At 67.1% G+C, this 14,133-nt stretch carries 11 protein-coding genes; 9 read left to right on the top strand and 2 right to left on the bottom strand.

Translation table 11 applies throughout. The features are described 5' to 3' along the window. Positions 1-256 precede the first annotated feature (256 nt). Positions 257-2,431: a malate synthase G gene (locus tag ACQY76_RS13955; protein WP_428029338.1), complete on the top strand. Its 2,175-nt coding sequence runs from the start codon at positions 257-259 to the stop codon at positions 2,429-2,431. A 68-nt stretch (positions 2,432-2,499) separates the two neighbouring features. Here the strand turns inward: ACQY76_RS13955 and ACQY76_RS13950 are convergent, their stop codons facing one another. Then, positions 2,500-2,934, bottom strand: a complete 435-nt coding sequence (locus ACQY76_RS13950; RefSeq protein ID WP_428029337.1) for a hypothetical protein — start codon at positions 2,932-2,934, stop codon at positions 2,500-2,502. 296 nt (positions 2,935-3,230) lie between these two features. Here ACQY76_RS13950 and ACQY76_RS13945 point away from each other — a divergent pair, with 296 nt between their 5' ends. Both ACQY76_RS13945 and ACQY76_RS13940 read left to right on the top strand, forming a co-directional pair. Continuing rightward, positions 3,231-4,523 (top strand): hypothetical protein, encoded by a 1,293-nt coding sequence (locus tag ACQY76_RS13945; RefSeq protein ID WP_428029336.1) that lies wholly within the window; start codon positions 3,231-3,233, stop codon positions 4,521-4,523. A gap of 7 nt (positions 4,524-4,530) precedes the next feature. Then, on the top strand, positions 4,531-5,316 hold the full coding sequence (locus ACQY76_RS13940) for a hypothetical protein (RefSeq protein ID WP_428029335.1): 786 nt from the start codon (positions 4,531-4,533) through the stop codon (positions 5,314-5,316). Between the two features lie 9 nt (positions 5,317-5,325). On the opposite strand, the gene ACQY76_RS13935 is transcribed toward ACQY76_RS13940, so the two are convergent. Beyond that, positions 5,326-5,937, bottom strand: coding sequence for a nitroreductase family protein (locus ACQY76_RS13935; protein ID WP_428029334.1), 612 nt, complete (start codon positions 5,935-5,937; stop codon positions 5,326-5,328). 181 nt (positions 5,938-6,118) lie between these two features. Here ACQY76_RS13935 and ACQY76_RS13930 point away from each other — a divergent pair, with 181 nt between their 5' ends. From ACQY76_RS13930 to ACQY76_RS13905, 6 genes are all read left to right on the top strand, one after another. Next, positions 6,119-6,439 (top strand): GNAT family N-acetyltransferase, encoded by a 321-nt coding sequence (locus tag ACQY76_RS13930; RefSeq protein WP_428029333.1) that lies wholly within the window; start codon positions 6,119-6,121, stop codon positions 6,437-6,439. Positions 6,440-6,629: 190 nt separating this feature from the next. Next, on the top strand, positions 6,630-9,461 hold the full coding sequence (locus ACQY76_RS13925; RefSeq protein ID WP_428029332.1) for a DNA translocase FtsK: 2,832 nt from the start codon (positions 6,630-6,632) through the stop codon (positions 9,459-9,461). Between the two features lie 169 nt (positions 9,462-9,630). Continuing rightward, positions 9,631-11,091: an NAD-dependent succinate-semialdehyde dehydrogenase gene (locus ACQY76_RS13920; protein ID WP_428029331.1), complete on the top strand. Its 1,461-nt coding sequence runs from the start codon at positions 9,631-9,633 to the stop codon at positions 11,089-11,091. Positions 11,092-11,180: 89 nt separating this feature from the next. Next, on the top strand, positions 11,181-12,017 hold the full coding sequence (locus ACQY76_RS13915) for a DMT family transporter (protein ID WP_428029330.1): 837 nt from the start codon (positions 11,181-11,183) through the stop codon (positions 12,015-12,017). Between the two features lie 71 nt (positions 12,018-12,088). After that, positions 12,089-12,931, top strand: a complete 843-nt coding sequence (locus ACQY76_RS13910) for an EamA family transporter (RefSeq protein WP_428029329.1) — start codon at positions 12,089-12,091, stop codon at positions 12,929-12,931. A 129-nt stretch (positions 12,932-13,060) separates the two neighbouring features. Next, positions 13,061-14,080 (top strand): glycosyltransferase family 8 protein, encoded by a 1,020-nt coding sequence (locus ACQY76_RS13905; RefSeq protein WP_428029328.1) that lies wholly within the window; start codon positions 13,061-13,063, stop codon positions 14,078-14,080. The last annotated feature ends 53 nt before the right edge of the window (positions 14,081-14,133 follow it).

Below are 14,133 nucleotides of genomic sequence, written 5' to 3'. Positions count from 1 at the left end.
CGTGGTCCGGCATAGGCCGGGCGCTCCGGGGCGACACCTTTGTCGTCCGGCGGCGGCATCCAGGCGATGACATTTTCGCGACGTGCTGCAGCGCAAACGCCTTGCCGCGCGTTGAACTGGAACGCGCACGCTTGTCAAACACCGAACTCCGACTATGTGCGATGTTGCGCCGCACCCGCACTTTTGTTTAATGGAATGCACAGCTGTGCCGGCCGCTCGCGGCGACCGGCTTTCCGCTCGCGTTAAGGAACCCGTCATGAGCACTACCGACGTCGCCGGCCTGAAGGTCGATTCCGCCCTTGTCGACTTCATCGACAAGGAGGCAATCCCCGGCACCGGGGTCGCGGTCGCCGCCTTCTGGGAGGGCTTCGCCGGCATCGTGCGCGATTTCGCCCCGCGCAACGCGGAACTGCTGGCCCGCCGCGACGAATTGCAGGCACAGATCGACGCCTGGCACCGCGCGCACCGCAACAAGCCGGTCGATCCCGTGGCCTATGAGGTCTTCCTCGCCGAGATCGGCTATCTCCTGCCCGAACCGGAAGCGTTCGAGGTGGTCACCGCCCGGGTCGACGAGGAACTCGCCCGCATTCCCGGCCCGCAGCTGGTCGTTCCCGTCACCAATGCCCGCTACGCGCTGAACGCCGCCAATGCCCGCTGGGGCAGCCTTTATGACGCGCTGTACGGCACCGATGCGTTGCCCGAGGATGACGGCGCCAGCCGCTCCAACGGCTTCAACGCGGTGCGCGCCCAGCGGGTGATCGAGCGCGCCCGGGCCTTCCTCGACGAGAGCGTGCCGCTGGCCTCCGGCAGCCACGCCGCGGTCGCCGCCTATCGCGTGGCGGATGGCGCGCTGGTGGCGGAGCTTTCCGCCGGCGGCGCCACCTCGCTGAAGGACCCGGCGCAGTTCGCCGGCTTCAGCGGCGCGGCGGCCGCGCCATCCTCGGTGCTGCTGATCAATCACGGCCTGCACATCGACATCGTCATCGACCGCGACCACCGCATCGGCAAGACCGACCCGGCCGGCATCGCCGACATCGTCATCGAGGCGGCGGTAACCACCATCGTCGACTGCGAGGACAGCGTCGCGGCAGTGGATGCGCAGGACAAGGTGCTGGTCTATCGCAACTGGCTCGGCCTGATGAAGGGCACGCTCAGCGCCAGCTTCGCCAAGGGCCGCGAGACGGTGGAGCGCAGCCTCGCCGCCGACCGCCGCTACACCTCCGCCACGGGCGGCGAACTGACCCTGCACGGGCGCAGCCTGATGCTGGTGCGCAATGTCGGCCAGCACATGATGACCGATGCCGTGCTGGACGCGCAGGGCCGCGAGATTCCCGAGGCCATTCTCGACGCCGCCGTCACCGCGCTGATCGCGCTGCACGACCTGAAGGGCAATGGCGAGCTGCGCAACAGCCGTGCCGGCTCGGTCTATATCGTCAAGCCGAAGATGCATGGGCCGGAGGAAGTCGCCTTCGCGGTGGACCTGTTCGCCCGTGTCGAGCAGGCGCTGGGGCTCGACCTCAACACGCTGAAGATCGGCATCATGGACGAGGAGCGCCGCACCAGCGCCAACCTTTCCGCTTCGATCCGCGCCGCGCGCGAGCGTGTGGTGTTCATCAATACCGGCTTCCTCGACCGCACCGGCGACGAGATTCACACCGCGATGGAGGCGGGTCCGGTGGTGCGCAAGAACGAGATGAAGGCGCAGATCTGGATCAAGGCCTATGAGGACAACAATGTCGATGCCGGCCTCGCCGCCCATCTCGATGGCCATGGCCAGATCGGCAAGGGCATGTGGGCGATGCCCGATCGCATGGCCGACATGATCGAGCAGAAGGTCGCCCATCCGCTGGCCGGCGCCAACACCGCCTGGGTGCCCTCGCCCACCGCCGCCACGCTGCACGCGCTGCACTACCACAAGGTGGACGTGTTGAAGCGGCAGGCCGAGCTGCGAAGCCGCAAACGGGCCTCCCGCCGCGACCTGCTCACCCTCCCCGTGGTCGACCGTGGCAATTGGGAGCCGGCGGCGGTGCAGGAGGAACTGGACAACAACATCCAGGGCATTCTCGGCTATGTCGTGCGCTGGGTGGACCAGGGGGTCGGCTGCTCCAAGGTGCCGGACATTCACGATGTCGGGCTGATGGAAGACCGCGCCACCCTGCGCATCTCCTCGCAGCACGTCGCCAACTGGCTCATGCACGGCGTCGTTACGCAGGCGCAGGTGGAAGAGACGCTGCGCCGCATGGCAAAGGTGGTCGACGGACAGAACGCGGGCGACCCCGCCTATGTGCCGATGGCGCCTTCCTATGACGGCTTCGCCTTCCGCGCCGCCCGCGACCTGATCCTCGAAGGCCGGGCACAGCCCAACGGCTACACCGAGTTCGTCCTCACCCGCCGCCGCCGCGAAGCCAAACAGGCCCAGGCCGCCGCCTGATCCCCGTTCGAGGAAGCGCCAAAAACGCCAGCACGAGAGGCCGCCCCGGTTAGCCGGGGCGGCCTTTTTCATGGAGCGGGAGGAGCGACCTGAAGGGGTGGCATCAGAAGTTCGGCGAGAAACTCGCGAGGGAACGGCTCGCCCGGCTTACGTGCGAAATGCAGAATATCGGTCGCACCTTCGAAGAATCGATAGGTTTCTAATCTCTCGTCAAACACCTCGATCTCGAAATTGTCCCAGCTCAGGGAGAAGGTGCTCCAGTAGCCTTTGTTGAAGACATCCGGAGGCGTGAAGCGCGCCCGCAAATAGGCGATTAATTCCCGACCATTAGAAACCGTTTGCGAATCAAACGGCTCGGCGGCTTCCGCGACGATGAGGTCGAGCCGGGCGGTTATCTCGTCCCAGGACGATCGGGTCAGCTCCACCAAAAACTCCCGCTGTTGCTTCCCGATGCTAACAGAAGTCGCGAAGCTAAGCAGGCCCAGGTCGCGCAGGGCCTTCATCCTGAGGTGCCCGGCGCAGCCGGGCCTCGAAGGACGCAAAAGCCTCCCGCTCGGCCTGCGTGCTTCGAGGCCGGCCTCCGGCCGGCACGTCAGCATGGCGGAGAAGAACGGCAGACGCGTTCCCTATCCCCGCACCATGTACCGTGCCGCCGTGCACGCTGGACGCGTAACAAGCCCGTGTGCGGGCGGGCGGCAGCTTTCCCTGCGACACATTCCCGGCGCAATGGACCTGTGTCGTTGGGGAACCGCCCTCAACGTGCATCCCTTTCACGCCTGCCTTCCCGAAGGGACCCCTCATGGCTTCTGCGCTGCGTGCCGGCGTGGCCGGGCTTGATGTCACCCTGCGCCTGACGCTGGGCATCCTGGCCCTGGCCTCCGGCGTCTACACCTATCTCGGCGTGCGCGACCTGCTGGACGGTGCGCCGGTGCTTACCTTCTTCGCCGCGCTGATCTATTCGGCGGCGGTATCGGTGGCGATCTACGCCTTCTGGACGATGCTCATGCAGTTCCTGCCGCATGTGCGCGAGACGGCGAGCCGGATCTGGCTGTTCGGCGCCATGGTGCTCGGCTCGCTGATGATCGTCGCCATGTCGTCCTGGCTAAACGCGGCGGCGCTGGCCGGCGCGGCGGCGATCGAGCAGCACCTCGCCGTCACGCTGCAGGACTACACGCGCGATCTCGACCGCTCGCATAACCGGGCGCTCGGCGCGCAGAGCCTGCTGCCCGACATCCAGCTCGCCTCCGCGCGGTTTTCCCGGCTCGCCGAGGCCGAGCGTTCCGGCGCGCTCACCGGCACGGGCGGTTCCGGCACGGTGGTGCAGCTGCTCAGCCAGATGTCGAACCAGCTCGACGATCTCGGCCGCCAGCTGGTGGAGAGCGGCACCCGCACCGAGCAGCTCTACACGGATGGCAGCGCGCAGATCGCCAAGATGCGCGAGCTGGTGTCCGGCAGCGGCGCGATCAAGGAACGCAGCGATGCCTTCGGCGCCGAGGCGCTGCGCCTCATCGGCACCATCGCCGCGATGGAGCAATCGTCGATGGCACCGGCGGTCAAGCGCGCCGCCGACGACATGGGGCGCGGCTTCATCGCCCCGGCCGCCGATGGGCGCACGCCGGACCTCGCGGGCCGGCAGAACGCCGTCGTCGGCAATGTGGAGAAGGCCGTCGCCGTGCAGGCGCGCGCGCTCTCACAGGCGGCCGACGGCATCGTCGGCGATGGCCCGGTCGAGCCGGCGCGCTTCCAGCCGCTGTCCACCGCCGAGGCCGTGCTGCGCTATGCCGGCGACTTCCTGCCGAGCTGGGCGGGCGCCATCTCCATCGATCTGCTGCCGGCCGTGCTGGTGCTGGCCCTGTGCGTGGTGCACGCCGCCATCCGGCGCGAGGATGACCCGACCGATGCCGAAAGCATGACAGCGGCCCAACTCCTCACCGCCATGCGCCTGCTGCGCGAGGTGGAGGACGAGCGGCAGATTGCGGCGACACCGCAGCCGGCGGTCGAGCCGGCGGAGACCGGGCCGGCCGACCTTCCCGCCGCGCACTCGTCCACCGTCACCCCGCTGCAGCCGGGTCGCGGCGCCAAGAAGGAATGAGCGCGACATGAGCGAAGCCGCGCAGAGCGCACCCGCCCGCTGGCGGCGGCTGCTGGGAGACCGGCCGGATGAGACGCTGCTGCGCGCGCTGTTCCGCGCCCTGGTGGGGATCACCGTCGCTGTGCTGGCCTTCGACATGTACGAGCGCATGAACGCCCCGCCCCCACCGCGCGAGCAGCTCCTGCCCGGCGAGGTGCCGCAGGTCGAGCCCTTCCTGCCCTCCTCCCGCCCGAACCTCGACCCGGCGGAGCAGGAGCGTGGCCGGCCGACCCCGGACGGCCTGCGCGAAGCCATGCGGATCGAACTCGCTGCCGACGGACGCCTCACCGCGACCGGCACCATCACCCCCGGCACCGCCGAGCGTTTCGCCGCCGAGGTCGAACGGCGCGGCAGCTATGTGAAGACGGTGGTGCTGAACTCGCCCGGCGGCTCGGTGCAGGACGCGCTCGCCATGGGCCGGCTGATCCGCGACAAGGGCTTCGCCACCGAGGTTGGCGCGGACGCGCATTGCGCCTCTTCCTGCCCGCTGGTCTTCGCCGGCGGGGTGAAGCGCGTCGCGCGCAAGGGTGCCTCGATCGGCGTGCATCAGGTATTCGCGGTCTCGGCGCAGGGCAATGCCGCCGATACCGGCATGGCGGATGCCCAGCGCGTTTCCGCCGAATGCCAGCGCCATCTCGTCGCCATGGGCGTCGATCCGCGGGTGTGGATCCACGCGATGGAAACCCCGCCCAAACGGCTGTTCTATTTTTCGCCCGAGGAACTCACCGAGTTGAAGCTGGCCACCGCCCCGTGACTCCCGCCTTCAGCCGGGTGGCGACCAGCGCGTGGTGAGCGCTTCGACATCCGGGCGCGGCCGTTCGCCTGGTGCCTGCGCGGCCGTGCCGACATGGACGAGGCCGGCGACACGCTCGCCCTCGCCAAGGCCGAGAATCGCCCTCGCGGCCGGATGCGTCGCCACCCAGCCGGTAACCCAGATGGCGTCAAAGCCCATCGCCGTGGCGGCGCTCAAAAGGTTCATGCACACCGCGCCGGCGGAAAGTTCCTGCTCGAAATCGGGGATCATGGTGCCGCCCACCGGCCGGCTCACCACCACCACCGCCAGCGGCGCGGGAAACAGCCGGCCCATGATGGCGGCGAATTTCTCGCGCTTTTCCGGGGCCATCTCGGGGTTGTTGTCGCGATAGGCCTGCGCCAGCAGGGCGCCGATATCCCCCCGCGCCGCGCCGTCGATGACGATGAACCGCCACGGCACCAGCATGGCGTGGTCGGGCACGCGGGCGGCGATCTCCAGCAGGCGGCGCGTCGCCGCGTCGTCCGGCCCCGGCGCGCCGAGACCGGCGGCGGAAACCGAGCGCCGCGCCTCCAGCAGGGCCAGCATTTCGGGCGAGGGCGGACGGCGTGTGGGCAGGGTCATTGGGGGGTGCCTTCCCGACAGTTAGGGCTGCCCTATATCGGACCCAGTCGATAAATTCACCCCGCACGACCGGACGGGGGCGACACCGCATCCGTTTTGGTCGACAATATCCCATGGCGCCCGAACAACACGCCAAGCCGGCCATCACGAACCCGAACCGGGCGCCTCCAAGGAGAAAAACATGACCATGAACGGCGAAGTCCAGGTGCGCGACAACCGCGCGGCCGACCGTTTCGAGATCGAGCAGGACGGCCAGATCGCCGTTGCTCAATATATTCTTGCGCATGACCACATCATCTTCACCCACACGGAAGTGCCGCCGGAGCTCGGTGGGCGCGGCCTCGCCACCAAGCTAGTCGAAGCCGGCCTCGCCAGCGCCCGGGCGCGCGGCCTTGCCGTCGTGCCGCGCTGCGCGGTGTTCGGCCGCTACATGATGAAGCACCCCGAAACGCATGACCTGATGCCGGCGGAAATCCGTGCCACGCTAGGCTTGCCGAGCTGAAGGTCGCCAAACTCTGGCCGGAAGGACCGCGCCGGGGGTACGAATTCACCCACACGCCGCGTGGGGAAAACAGCCGCTTCATACCGTTCGTTAACGCTGTGCGCCTAACCATATGGCACGGCCGAGACGGCGCCCTCCGCGCTTCGGCCGGATGGTTCAACGGCAGTAGCGGCAAAGGTTCCAGCGTCCCATGCGTAATCCGGCGCGTCCCTCCGATCCGAATGCGGACAAGGCTTCCGAGTCGAAGGCGACCGCCCAGACTCATGTGTTCTCCCGCGCCAACCCGCAGGTGACGCACGCGCCGCCGGCGCCGAAGGTGACGAAAGCGGCAGTGGCGGCCCCGGCCGCCCGGCCGCCCGTCGTCGTGGCGCCGCAGCACGAACTGGTGCCGAGCTGGCTGCAGCCCTTCACCATGCCGCCCAATACGCGCTTTACCCGTACGCCGGACTATCTGATGCGCCAGCCGCCGGCGGTGGTGTCCGCGCTGGAGGCGCCGGCCACCGCCACCGCCGTGGTGCCACCCCGTCCCTCGCAGACGCCGGTTCTGCGCGTGCCGCCGCGCAAGCCGCCGCTCGGCGCGGTGCCGAAGGCGCTGATAGCCGCCCATGCCCGCCGCGCGCTCTCCGCCCAGCCGGTGCCGGAACCGGCGACGGTCGCCGCTCCCGTGCCGGCCCCCGCCGTCGAGGCAGCGCCCTCCCCGGCGCCGGTTGCTACGGCTGCGACGTCGGTGCGGCAGATGTCCTCGATGATCCAGTATGGCTGGGATGCCTCGCCGGTGATCCCCGCCTCGCAGACCCCGGCGCCCGGCGCGGGCTGGATGCCAGAAGAGACCTTCACCGCCGCCAATGACGTGGCCAATGTCTACGACCTCATCCCGCTCGAAGAGGGCGACTATGAGGAGGAATTCCCGGAGGAGGAGCGCCTCCTCGCCGCGCGCTACGGCGCGGTGCGCGAGATGGCGCCGACGCCGGCCGCAGCGCCGGTTCGGCAGCCCGTGCCCGAGCCGACGAGCGCGCCGGCACTCGCGGCTGAGGCCGACGATGACGACGCCTATGAGGCGGACGAGGATTTCGACGACGCCGAACGGGCGGAAGATGTCGAGCTGAACGAAGACGACGTCTTTGAAGACGACGCGGCCGATGCCGAGATGGCCGAAGATGTCGTCGTCGAGGAGTTCTGGGCGGAAGACGAGACCGCCAATTCGTTGCTCGGCACTGTCGGCGAGGACGCCCTGACCGAGGAAGCACCCGCTGCGGCCGAACCGCCGGCCGCTCCTCTGGCGGGCTTCTCCGGCTACAGCGCCACGCCCGCCGAGCTTTCCTTCTCCTGGCCGATGTTCGGCATGGTCGCGGTGGCCGCCGCCCCGGCCACCGTCGCTCAGGCTGCTGCGCAGGCTCCTGCTCCTGCCCCCGTGCCGGCCGCCGTGATGCCCGTGGCGGCACCGGCGCCGCGTCCGGCTCCCGTCCCCGCCCCGCGCGCGGCGATCGCGGCGGGCGACCAGTATGAGCTGCCGCCGCTGGAACTGCTCACCGAGCCGCCGGCGAACGAGCCGGACTATGAGCTTTCCGAGGAGTTCCTCGACCGCAACTCGGTGAAGCTGCAGCAGGTGCTGCATGATTTCGGCGTGCGCGGCGAGATCATCGACGCCAATCCCGGCCCGGTGGTGACGCTTTATGAACTGGAGCCGGCGCCCGGCATCAAGTCCAGCCGCGTCATCGGTCTTTCCGCCGACATCGCCCGCTCGATGAGCGCCATCTCCGCCCGCGTCGCGGTGGTGGAAGGGCGCAATGTCATCGGCATCGAGCTGCCGAACCAGCGCCGCGAGACGGTGTGGCTGCGCGAGATGCTGGCGAGCCATGAATTCGAGGCCGCCCGCGCCAAGCTCGGCATCGGGCTCGGCAAGACCATTGGCGGCGAGCCGGTGATCGTCGATCTCGCCCGCATGCCGCATCTGCTGGTCGCCGGCACCACCGGCTCGGGCAAGTCGGTCGCCATCAACACCATGATCCTGTCGCTGCTGTACCGGCACCGCCCGGACCAATGCCGCCTGATCATGATCGACCCCAAAATGCTGGAGCTCTCGGTCTATGAAGGCATCCCGCACCTTTTGACGCCGGTCGTCACCGACCCGAAGAAGGCCATCGTCGCCCTGAAATGGGCGGTGCGGGAGATGGAAGACCGCTACAAGAAGATGAGCCGCCTCGGCGTGCGCAACATTGACGGCTTCAACGCTCGCGTGGCGGAGGCGACCGCCAAGGGCGAGATCATCACCCGCACGGTGCAGAAAGGCTTCGACAAGGAAACCGGCGAGTTGCAGGAAGAGGAGGAGATCATGGATCTCGCTCCCCTGCCCTTCATCGTCATCGTGGTCGACGAGATGGCCGACCTGATGATGGTCGCCGGCAAGGAAATCGAAGGCGCCATCCAGCGCCTGGCCCAGATGGCCCGCGCGGCCGGCATCCACCTCATCATGGCGACGCAGCGCCCCAGCGTCGACGTCATCACCGGCACCATCAAGGCGAACTTCCCGACCCGCATCTCCTTCCAGGTGACGTCCAAGATCGACAGCCGCACCATTCTCGGCGAGATGGGCGCCGAGCAACTGCTGGGTCAGGGCGACATGCTCTACATGGCCGGCGGCGGGCGCATCTCGCGCGTGCACGGGCCGTTCGTCTCCGACCAGGAGGTGGAGCGCGTGGTCGAGCATCTGAAGGCGCAGGCGCGGCCGGAATATCTCGAAGAGGTGACGGCCGAAGAGGACGAGGAGCCCGTCGCCGAGGACAGCGCCGTGTTCGACAAATCCGCCAATGGCGCCCTCTCCGGCGATGATTGCGGCGATCTCTACGACCAGGCCGTCGCCGTGGTGCTGCGCGACAAGAAGGCCTCCACCTCCTACATCCAGCGTCGGCTGCAGATCGGCTACAACCGTGCCGCCTCGCTGATGGAGCGGATGGAGCATGAGGGCATCGTCGGCCCGGCCAACCATGCCGGCAAGCGCGACATCCTGCGCGAGGCGCGCTGAAGCCCCAGCGATCCGGCCCCATGACGGGCCGGATCGCCTGCGCCTGCAGGCCATGGCGGGCGACCCAGAAAGTGGATCCAATAACGCTGCGGCAGGCCGCCTTGCCCCTTTCCGTCCGGCATCCGGGCGATTAGGTATGCGCCAGCATCCCAGCTTGAAAGGTCCGGCCATGTCGCATTCCGTGTCCTACCCCGAGGTCCAGCTCTACATTGACGGCGCGTGGCGCGGGGGCAGCGAGCATGGCGGCGCGCCGGCCAGCCAGCCGGTCATCAACCCGGCGACGGAAGAGGCGATCGGCACGGTCGCCCATGCCAGCCGGGCCGATCTCGACGCCGCGCTCGCCGCCGCCGAGAAGGGCTTCGCGGTGTGGCGCCACACGCCGCCGCATGAGCGCTACAAGATCATGCGCAAGGCGGCCGAGCTGCTGCGCGAGCGGCATGAGACGATCGCCACCCTCATGACCATGGAGCAGGGCAAGCCGCTGCCCGAGGCGCGGATGGAAACGCTCGCCTCCGCCGACATCATCGACTGGTTCGCCGAGGAAGGCCGCCGTCAATATGGCCGGCTCATCCCCGCCCGTGCCGCCGGCGTGCAGCAGGTCGTGCACCGCGAGCCGGTAGGCGTCGTCGCCGCCTTCACGCCGTGGAACTTCCCGATCAACCAGGCGGTGCGCAAGGTTTCCGCCGCGCTCTCCGCCGGCTGTGCGGTCATCCTCAAGGGACCGGAAGAGACCCCGGCGAGCTGCGCCGAACTGGTGCGCGCCTATGCCGATGCCGGCGTGCCGGCGGGCGTGGTCAACCTCGTCTTCGGCGTGCCGTCGGAAATTTCGCAGTACCTCATCCCGCACCCGGTGGTGAAGAAGATCTCCTTCACCGGCTCCACCGTTGTCGGCAAGCAACTGGCGGCGCTGGCCGGCGCACACATGAAGCGCGTTACCATGGAGCTGGGCGGCCATGCCCCGGCCGTGGTGTTCGAGGATGCGGACGTGGAAGTGGCGATCAAGCTGCTCTCCGGCGCCAAGTTCCGCAATGCCGGGCAGGTGTGCGTCTCGCCGACCCGCTTCCTCGTGCATGAGGACCTCTATTCCCGCTTCGTCGACGGCTTCACCGAGGCGGTGAAGGGCGTAAAGGTCGGCAATGGGCTCGAGGACGGCGTGCGCATGGGCCCGCTGGCCAATCCGCGCCGGGTCGAGGCCATGGAAGCGCTCACCGCCGACGCGCTCGCCAAGGGCGCGACCCTGCGCGTGGGCGGGTCGCGCATCGGCAATAGCGGCTATTTCTTCGAGCCGACCGTGCTGACCGACCTCGCGCCGGATTCGCGCATCCTCAATGAAGAGCCTTTCGGCCCCATCGTGCCGATACAGTCCTTCACCTCGACCGAAGCGGTGATCGCCGAGGCCAACCGGCTGCCTTACGGCCTCGCCGCCTATGCCTACACCACCTCCTCCGCCCGCGCCGACGAGTTCGCCCGCCGGGTGGAAAGCGGCATGATCTCGATCAACCATCACGGCCTCGCCCTCCCTGAGGTACCGTTCGGCGGCATCAAGGATTCCGGCTACGGCTCGGAAGGCGGCACCGAGGCGATGGAAGCCTATGTGAACACCAAGTTCGTGACCCAGCTCGGCGTCTGACGAAGGTCGGCCCGCGTCTTTCGGCACGGTTTCACGCGGCGGGACCGCGGTGTAGGGTATCAAGGTAGCACCCGACATCGCGGTTCCACATGGACATTCCCGTTCTTCTCGTCGTCCTTCTGTCGGCAGTGCTTCAAGCCGGGTGGAACGTGCTGCTGAAGCTGCGGCTCGACCCACTTTCTTCCCTCATGCTGGTGGTGCTTGGCGGCGGCATGGTGGCGCTGCCGTTCGCGCTCTGGCTCGGCCTGCCCGAGCGCCCGCTCTGGCCGTGGATGGCCGGCTCGATGGCCGCTCATATCGGCTTCTATGCCTGCCTCGCCGGCGCCTATGCGCGTGCCGATCTCGGCCTCGTCTACCCCGTCGCCCGGGGCGGCGCCCTGCTGATGACGGCGGGCATTGCTATTACGGTGCTGCATGAGCCTATCGGGCCCATCGGCATCGCCGGGATCGCTTTGCTCGCGGCGGGGGTGCTGGTCACGGGCTGGCGCAGCCGGGACGAGGCGTCGCAATCGGTGGCGCTCGGGCTGGCGCTGGGTTCGGCCGCGGCTGTCACCGCCTACTCCATCATCGACGGCACCGCCGCCCATATGGGGTCGCCCGCCACCTATACGGCCTGGTTGTTCGTTGGCGATGCCGTGCTCGTGCTTGTCGGTCTTTCCGTGTGGAAGGGCCCGGCCTTCCTGCGGCCGGTAATGCGGCATCTGCCGCTGGCGCTCGCGGGCGGCGCGATGCTGTTCGTCAGTTACTGGCTCTGTGTCTGGGCGATGGCGCGGGCGCCGATCAGCCTGGTCGCGGCGGTGCGCGAGGCGAGTGTGCTGTTCGCCGCCGCTTTCGCCGTGCTGGTGCTGCATGAAAGGCTGCGCCCCGAGCGTGCCGTCGCCGCCCTCTTCGTGGTCGCGGGAGTGACGCTGATCAAACTGCATTAGCGCGCCGAGCCCCTCGGCAGCGCGGGCGGAATCGGCTAAAGCCCGCGCACCCCTCTCCGGCCGGCTGTTGCATGGAACCGAGCGTTTTCCTCGCCGTCATCGCCGCCGCAGCGATGCATGCCGGCTGGAATGCCGTGCTGAAGATCCGGCTCGACCCGTTTCTCGCCGTGGTGCTGGTCAACGCCGCCTGCGGCCTGCTCGCTCTGCCGGTGGCGCTGTATCTCGGGCCGCCGGAGCCGCATGTGTGGCCGTGGATCGCCGCCTCCGTCGCCATCCATCTCGTCTATTACCTGACGCTGTCCGGCGCCTATCGCCGCGCCGATATGGGGCTGGTCTACCCCTTGGCACGCGGCAGCGCGCCGCTGCTCACCACCATATTGTCAGTGACGCTGGTCGGCGAGGCCGTCGACGCGCAGGGCTTTCTCGGCGTCGGCCTGCTGGCGCTGGGCATCCTGTCCATCGCCTGGCGGCGGTCGGGCGCGGGCGCCTTCGACACGACCGCGCTGCGGCTCGCCCTGCTGTGCGGGCTGTCCATCACCGCCTATACGCTGGTTGACGGGCTCGGCGCCCGCAGCGCCACCTCGCCGCATGTCTACACATCCTGGCTGTTCGTCGCCGACAGCCTCGTCATCACGCTGTTCGGGCTGGCGTGGAAGGGCCCCCGCGCGCTGGCGCCGACGCTGTCCTTCATCGGCCCCGGCCTGGCGGGCGGCGCGATGTCGCTGACCGCCTACTGGATCTCCATCTGGGCGATGACCAAGGCGCCGATCGGTCTCGTCGCCGCGGTGCGCGAATCCAGCGTGCTGTTCGGGGCGGTCATCGCCGTGGTGGTGCTGCACGAGCCGGTCCGCCGAGAGCGCCTGCTGGCCGCGGCGCTCATCGTTGCCGGGCTTGTGCTGATCAAGTTGCATTGAGAGCGATGGAAGGCGGACCCGCAGCGTGGCGGAGCCAGAAAACACCGTGTTGCCGGCTGGGGCCAATGAGCCAAGGCGTTCGCGCACGGCATTTGCGCACGTTCAATCGGTTGACAGATCGGGCGCAAGGTGAAGAATTATCAATATGTTATGTCACTTCAACCCAAGGTTTCCATGCGCACCGCAATCTGCTTCGTGACCGACGCGAAGGGCTTTGAGCTCACCGAGCATGCGGCCGCCATCGCCGCTCTGACGCAGGAAACGGTAAGGGATATCGTTGTTTTCTGTGTGGATTTTTCACCGGAAAATAAAAATGATTTGATAAATTTAGGTAATAATTTCGGCAAGAACATAAACTATCGCACTATTTCAAGAGATGGCGTAAAGGCTTCGTCCAATGTGACATCTACTCATGTCACCGGCGCAGCAAATATGAAACTTACGGCGCTTAATGAGCTTTCGTCTGATTACGAAAGATCATTATATATTGATAGCGATATAATTCTCGTGAAAAATATCGATCTTGAAAAAATCAATTTTCGCGGACGACCTATTGCCGCAGTCTATGACATAGCGAAAGTTGGCGATATTCCTAACGAAACTTTTCATCGGCGCTGTGAAGAGACAGGTCGCTCCCCCCACTATTTCAATTCAGGTTTTATCGCGGTCAATTACGAGCATTGGGACAGCGACTGCCTGCGCCTTTTCAACGTCGAATTCGAGCGGCATCGGCTCTCATGTGACTACTCAGTCAATTGCGGCCTCCAAGATCAATGCGTGATGAACCTCGTGTTTGAGAAAAATTGGGCACGACTTCCGCTGACATTCAACTTGCAAGGATGCGCCATATTCTCCGAAAGATGGACGCAAGCGGCTGTTCGTCATTACGTTGGCAAGGGGAAATTTATTCCGCTCAAATTTCTCTACAATGACAGCGTAGATGTAGGCTTGATCAATCGAGCTCGCGCAGCGCTCGGCAGGGAAGGACTTGGCTCTGCCGCCCCTGACTGGATGATACATTTGAATAGATTTCGGCATCGTCGGTACAAAAAGATCATCGACAACGCGATCACCTCGGTCGAAATGATGTTTGCTGAAGACTTTGATGAGCCGGGCACGGCCCCCCGTCATGGTGGCGGGACGCCGTAACGCCTCCCCCGAGAGGACGGGCAAGCCCTTGCGTGCCACGCATCGGTCGGAGG

Source organism: Ancylobacter sp., from assembly GCF_965279025.1.
Lineage (GTDB): Bacteria > Pseudomonadota > Alphaproteobacteria > Rhizobiales > Xanthobacteraceae > Ancylobacter.
This window is presented reverse-complemented; position numbering and strand designations above follow the sequence as displayed.